This is a genomic window from Sporosarcina sp. Y838, from assembly GCF_056786515.1.
In genome coordinates, this window is the sequence record NZ_JBXCJD010000028.1 from 24844 (window position 1) to 30843 (window position 6000).

The following is a 6000-nucleotide window of genomic DNA, read 5'->3' on the forward strand; positions in this document are numbered from 1 at the left end:
TGAAAGTTCTCCGAGGTTCGTTTTTACATCTGCGTTATCTATATCGGCTAAGAGCCATGCTTTGATTTCTTCTGAGTTCTTTGATAATTCATCCTTGTGCCCTTATAGTTCACACCTATAAGGGCACAAAAATAAGCTTCTTTTAGGTCTGTGCTCAAAGACCGGTTGAATAACGGAGCAACGAACCGAGATAGCGGATCACTTCCTCCCTAAAATATAATTGCGTTTAACAATATATCCGTGAAGCAAAATGACCCACCCCCTTTACCGTAATTTCAACCACAGTAACAATATCACTATACCCTAGTCGAACAGGACTCCTCCACAATAACCACTCCTTTGATTTCTATTTCCCCTTAGCCCATTCCTCATAACTCACATACGGAATCACACGACTAGGTGGCGTAATCTCCTTCTGTGCCTTTTTCAATGCCTGCACATAAGTCATATCATCGTCACCCATAAACTGATTAATCTTATCTTCTAGTTTCTTGGACAAGTTTTATGCGTTGTGGGAGGACGGGGCAAGTCTTTCCGCGATTGCTAAAATCGAAGTGTTTGAAGGGTTATCACACATGTGGGTAACCGGCTTGTTCTCTTTTAGCTACTGAACTTCAATGTTAATCAGTTTTCTTCGCCCATTCATTCAACCATTCAATTTCCTCTTGCTGTAAATTCTGTTCTTCCTTCATTTCACTATCTACTACATTGTGCCAATTTGCTTCTTCCCTTTCCAAGTGGGCTTCCCACTCACGCATTACTTTAACGGTCTTTTCTGTTTCTAATTGCTGTCTAGTTTTGAATGGTATTATTTCAGCCATATTTATCACCTCTTCCGATCTAATATGTTCCTTCAATAATAATGGTTTCAACCGGAAGAATCAAAAAAGCCCAAACTATATAAGTCTGGGCAAACTTGATATTACATCTAATTTCCGCTTCTTATATTTCTATTCCTTCTTTCAGTAACGCACCCGTTAGTTGAATATCGATATGTTATTTTTACCCACCTTTTGGACATCGCATATCCAGAGGGGTAAAACGGTACATCTTTATTACAAACGTTACTTTATTTTAAACTCACACTTAAAATAAGCGCAGATTTCCGATCAAAGTGATACAGATTACTAATAATAAAAACTAATTTAAGCACTAAAAAAAAGACCCTACTTATAGGGTCTTTTTCTAGCTGTTATTAAGCTTTTTGAACATTTGTAGCTTGTAGGCCACGTTGTCCTTGTTCAATTTCAAACGTTACACTTTGACCTTCGTCTAAAGATTTGAAACCTTCGCTTTGGATTGCTGAGAAATGTACGAATACGTCCTCTCCTGCTTCACGCTCGATGAATCCAAAACCTTTTTCTGCATTAAACCACTTAACTGTACCTTGTTCCATAATTGTTGCCTCCTAGTGCGGATATCCACACAATGTGTTACTACCCTTGCTCAAATACCTTAGACGAAAAACAAAATTCTCAATCCGAAAAAGAACAAAAATAACTCTTTCTAAGAATAACATATATATGATGAAATAGATAGCAAATCTATTATATAGTGACGACCTACGTAGAGGAAAGTTCAACTCATTGAGATTATTTGTAATTTCTGTAGCAACCGAATAATAATTCTGTATACCCATTACAATTGTATTGAAGTTCCAATCAAACCAATAAAGGTACTTTTATCAACCAATGAGATAAGGATAGCAATATCATTTGGTTTAGCACACGTTGATAGAGTGCCAAAAGTTCACTTTAAACCAACCATTGTTAATGTACTTACCTAAGAATGACTTCACAACCTTTAAACGTGTTGTGTTAACTTTGTTTGATTTACTACCTGCATGGAATCTAACCACAAGTAAATAGTACCTCCTGTAACTTCTTCTAAATAGGTAATCCCTGTACACTTTGTAAAGTTATGCAGGATCGTATCTCAATCCTGTAAAGTACGAGGGCGATAGCCGCTCACCTGGATTTGGTTGATAATAAGTTCCTAAAGCTTCCGAAAAGAGCTTGTTGTGAGCGGTAGTTGCCTTCACCCCTTTAATGGAAGTGGTGAGCTCTTTGGTTGTCAGTGTGAAATCCACATCAAATAATCCTGTCTTTTTCGTCATAATAATAAAATCCCCCATTCAGTTGAATTGGAAGGTAATTTCGTGTCTTACTATACGTAAATGTTAGGGTGCAAAAAAAGGGATTCTGCACCCATGACCGAAGACCTGACCGAATCCCTAATCTGTCTCAAACCCTGTCTCAACAAGGCTTGAACCGCGCTTTACTTATGTCCCAGGAGGACGTGTAAATGTGTTGATTAACCTTGTAGATATCACATTTCTAAATACCATGTGTTGTATTTGTGTTGTGTTTGATTAAGAACCAAGGCTTCCAACAATCTATTATGCTGGACAGAAATTAAAATAGAGTTCAATTTACGGGGTTATATGGAAGTTCGTTAACAAAGACAGATACTGAGTTTTCATGGAACAAAAACACAGTTTACAATGTAATTTTGATACGGCGAATATTTTACGGGTGGGAACGGTTATTGCGATTGACGCCCCGAGTTCAAAAAGTTGTACGCTAATTTGTATCGGGTTAGACGCACAGGTATAAAGTCCGAAACATTAAATTATCGCGCGTAAGTAGCATTGACCAGCCGCGGCGATATTGGAGGGGGCACTTGGGGGTAGCCGGATTCCCCCGTCGTACCTATCGCCATGCACGTAAATAACGGCTATCAATACGCTTTGTTTCAAGCGTTAATAACAGCGTTGTTTCGTCTGCTTATATACGTTACATCGAGGCGCTGTCCGCTCAGAACATGCCTAGACCACGGATAGACTCGCGTATCTCTTCATCACATATACCGATATAACGGCGCGTCATTCGCTGCGATGAATGATTAAGTATTTCCGATAATGTTACGATGTCTTTCGTCTTCTTATAGTAGAAATAGCCGAATGTTTTACGTAGAGAATGCGTTCCGATGAAATCCCAGCCGAGCAAATCAGCTGCCTTGGCGAGCGCCCTATAGCCCTGTGTAGTCGATATGTGCCCACCCTTGGCCGACGCGAATAGGTAGCCCTCCGACGGCTGTCCGTCTAGGTAGTCGGTTATCTCCGGCATGATGTCGTCAAGATAGACCTCGCGCATCTTCTTCGTCTTACCTTCCTTGACGAGAACGCTACTACGCCCCTTAACGTCTTCGATACGCATCTGTACGATATCGCCTATTCGTAGCCCCGTTGTTATTCCGAGTTTGAATAGAAGAACGTTGCGATCCGCTGTCAACGGTGAAGCTAGAATTATTGCCTTGATGAATTTCTCGATATCCTCGGTCGTTCTAATCGGCTGTACTTTTTGCATGAATTCTTCTCCTTTTCCGATGTACGACTATGTCGTTTTATTGACTATACAATACATCGAAATAGAACACAACTACTAAATGCGATATCTACGCGATTCCCGATGTATTCTTTTTTCTAAAGCGTACATCAGCGATTAGCCCGAAGATATGCGATTAATCGGAATCAAACCCAAATACAAATACCGCGAAGTCTGAATGACCTAACGCCTTGCTGACGAGTTCTAAGTCGCCTTTGCTACGCTTGTATATGTCTTTTGCGAAGCCCCGACGTAGCCCGTAAGGATTTATGTTTCGAATTCCATACGTCCGCTTATAATAATTTAGATGCTTCGCTATTGCGTTGGACTTCGGCGCATTAGGATTAATAATGCCCTCGGCCTGCTGCGTGATAAATACGTAATCATTAACTACGCCCTTCTCTTCTCGGATAATCCGATTCTGCTCGAGTAGTACCTCGAGTATTTTCTGACCTGCCCCGTAAAAGTACAACGGGGGGTATTATGAAGTTTTGGTGTTAATCAGTACCTTCACCTTGACATAAATAGTTCATATTTTTATCATTGATTAAGAAGGCAAACAAAAAGGGAGAAAGAATTATGAACTCACTTAACAACATTTCTAATCATCTTCTCAGTAATAAAGAATCATTGGCTATTGAAATTGTTAACGGTGTTCTTAATTCTCTGAATCAGGATATTCCTAAATGGGAACAAGATCAAGCTGTTACAATGTATATTGAGTTTGTAAGTTTTATAGGTGAATACATAATTAGTGAAGAAGAAAAAACACCTGAATTACTATTAGTTTGGAGTAAAAAGAATGCAGCTATGGTTTCACTTGATGGGAATCTTTCTACTCTTGTAGTTAGGTATTTGCCAACGAGGGATGTTATTACTGATATATTAACTGAATTGGGATTGGAATATAATCTTAGCTTGAAAGAACTAAGTAAGCTTATAAAGCAGGTAAATCATATGTTAGATATAAGCCTTAATGAAACTGTTTCTAATTATGAATTTCTTGTGAACGAGTATCAAAAGATGGCGCAGATTGAATTAGCAGAAGTATCTACCCCAATTGTTCCTGTTAAGGACGGCATAATTGTCCTGCCATTGGTAGGAAACATCGACTCATACCGGATACAATATATGATGGAAAATCTACTTCCTAAAATGTCTGATTTAGGGGTAAATTGTGTTATCGCTGATTTTTCAGGTGTTTATAAATTAGACAAAGAAAACGTCAAATATCTTAACCAAATTGGACAAATGCTTCGTTTAATGGGAATAGACATTATATCAACTGGAATTAGTCCCAAATTGGCTCAATTGGCTATTAATGAAGGAATAGATTTATCTGGAAGCAAAATGTATTCTAACTTAAAAATAGCATTGGAAAGTTTTGAATAACACTTAGGGTTTTTTTATATATTCATGCACATTATTTAGAAAAAATTTAGATCAATTCAATAAGCTTTACTGGAAGAAAATAGAACGCTCTAAGAGTCACAATACCTTCAGTAGAATGGAACATTTAGAATTTCTAGGTTATAAAGTTGAATACTTGTGATGAAATAAGGAGTCATCAACGACATCCCTTTATTATGTAGAAAATAGAACGGTGTGCGCAACAATAGCAGGGGTAGGAAAAAATCATTTCATATTTAAGCTTACCTAACGCACAACAAATAAAAAGTAGAAACAACATGATTGTAGTGGCATCTTTGGTCGTATGAGTTTTTGAATACCTATCAAATTTGCTATCCCATGCATAAGATACTATTAGACTGGGAAAGTATTACTGCAAACAAATTACTCTTAGTGATAGGTAGTACTTGTGACTTTAGCATTAAACACTTCGATAAGTAAAAGGAAAACAGAAGAGTTGATAGAATATCTGCTGCGTTTGCGGCAATTACATACAACTAAGAACTTAAAAAAGGAAGAAACGCTAAATCCAGCGTTCCTTCCTTTTTCATTCGGAATTTTCCGATTACTTTTGCATACAGAAACGCCAACAGAGCGTGCTTCCTTTAACATCTTTTTAATAAAACCCTTTGATCTCGCAAATAATTATTTGTATATAGTCTACTTTAACTGCTCATTTGAGTATTAAATGAAAGAAATGATGATCCACATGTGGATTATGGTCTACAAGTGAAGGTTTATGAGTCGTATTTGTGTAATTTAAATGTTTAATATTGGCCACTTGTGGTCCACTTTCTTAGATGGCAAAAGAAGAAACTCAAACGCATAGGAAGTAATCGGATGATGCATTCTTAAATTCCTTGTTAGACTAAACTCCCTCTATAAACATTGATGTATCAACGGCTTACACTACTTCATGATGTAGAATAAATATTTTTTCACGTATTTCATAAACAGAGTCTTGAATTTCTTGTTTTTATTACCAAATAGAGCGTATGCTAAGCTGCCCCAGGGACTCATAGTCTTAGTTTAGTTATTTTGCTGGCTTCTCCGTGTCATCCTTCTGGTATAGGTCTCACTGTTAAGAAATGTTTACGCTGTCTCTGCGAGACAGTGGAGATCTTTCATCATATATTGTTCGTTAAAACAGACTTTCTTTTTGCAAATACCATGTAATATCTTCAGTAATTTACCACAGAGAACT

General features: G+C 37.7%; 6 protein-coding genes. 1 reads left to right on the forward strand and 5 read right to left on the reverse strand.

Going from position 1 to position 6000, the window contains the following annotated elements:
• Positions 1–620: 620 nt before the first annotated feature.
• The 5 genes from AC1TO4_RS18725 to AC1TO4_RS18745 form a co-directional block, all read right to left on the reverse strand.
• Positions 621–821, reverse strand: a complete 201-nt coding sequence (locus AC1TO4_RS18725; RefSeq protein ID WP_482106538.1) for a hypothetical protein — start codon at positions 819–821, stop codon at positions 621–623.
• Between the two features lie 374 nt (positions 822–1195).
• Positions 1196–1396 carry a cold-shock protein gene (locus tag AC1TO4_RS18730; protein WP_025783429.1) on the reverse strand — a complete coding sequence of 67 codons (201 nt, stop codon included), beginning with the start codon at positions 1394–1396 and terminating at the stop codon, positions 1196–1198.
• Between the two features lie 522 nt (positions 1397–1918).
• Positions 1919–2116: a hypothetical protein gene (locus tag AC1TO4_RS18735; protein ID WP_482106539.1), complete on the reverse strand. Its 198-nt coding sequence runs from the start codon at positions 2114–2116 to the stop codon at positions 1919–1921.
• A gap of 700 nt (positions 2117–2816) precedes the next feature.
• Positions 2817–3368: a tyrosine-type recombinase/integrase gene (locus AC1TO4_RS18740; protein ID WP_482106540.1), complete on the reverse strand. Its 552-nt coding sequence runs from the start codon at positions 3366–3368 to the stop codon at positions 2817–2819.
• Between the two features lie 154 nt (positions 3369–3522).
• Complete coding sequence (locus AC1TO4_RS18745; RefSeq protein WP_482106541.1) at positions 3523–3858, reverse strand: tyrosine-type recombinase/integrase; 336 nt, start codon at positions 3856–3858, stop codon at positions 3523–3525.
• A 107-nt stretch (positions 3859–3965) separates the two neighbouring features.
• On the opposite strand from AC1TO4_RS18745, the gene AC1TO4_RS18750 reads away from it, so the two are divergent.
• A complete protein-coding gene (locus AC1TO4_RS18750) occupies positions 3966–4778 on the forward strand; it encodes an STAS domain-containing protein (RefSeq protein WP_482106542.1) in 813 nt (270 codons plus the stop codon).
• Positions 4779–6000 lie beyond the last annotated feature (1222 nt).

Excerpts from the sequence above, each read along its gene's own strand:
- AC1TO4_RS18725 (WP_482106538.1), bottom strand. The coding sequence starts at position 821 with ATGGCTGAAATAATACCATTCAAAACTAGACAGCAATTAGAAACAGAA.
- AC1TO4_RS18730 (WP_025783429.1), bottom strand. The coding sequence starts at position 1,396 with ATGGAACAAGGTACAGTTAAGTGGTTTAATGCAGAAAAAGGTTTTGGA.
- AC1TO4_RS18735 (WP_482106539.1), bottom strand. The coding sequence starts at position 2,116 with ATGACGAAAAAGACAGGATTATTTGATGTGGATTTCACACTGACAACC.
- AC1TO4_RS18740 (WP_482106540.1), bottom strand. The coding sequence starts at position 3,368 with ATGCAAAAAGTACAGCCGATTAGAACGACCGAGGATATCGAGAAATTC.
- AC1TO4_RS18750 (WP_482106542.1), top strand. The coding sequence starts at position 3,966 with ATGAACTCACTTAACAACATTTCTAATCATCTTCTCAGTAATAAAGAA.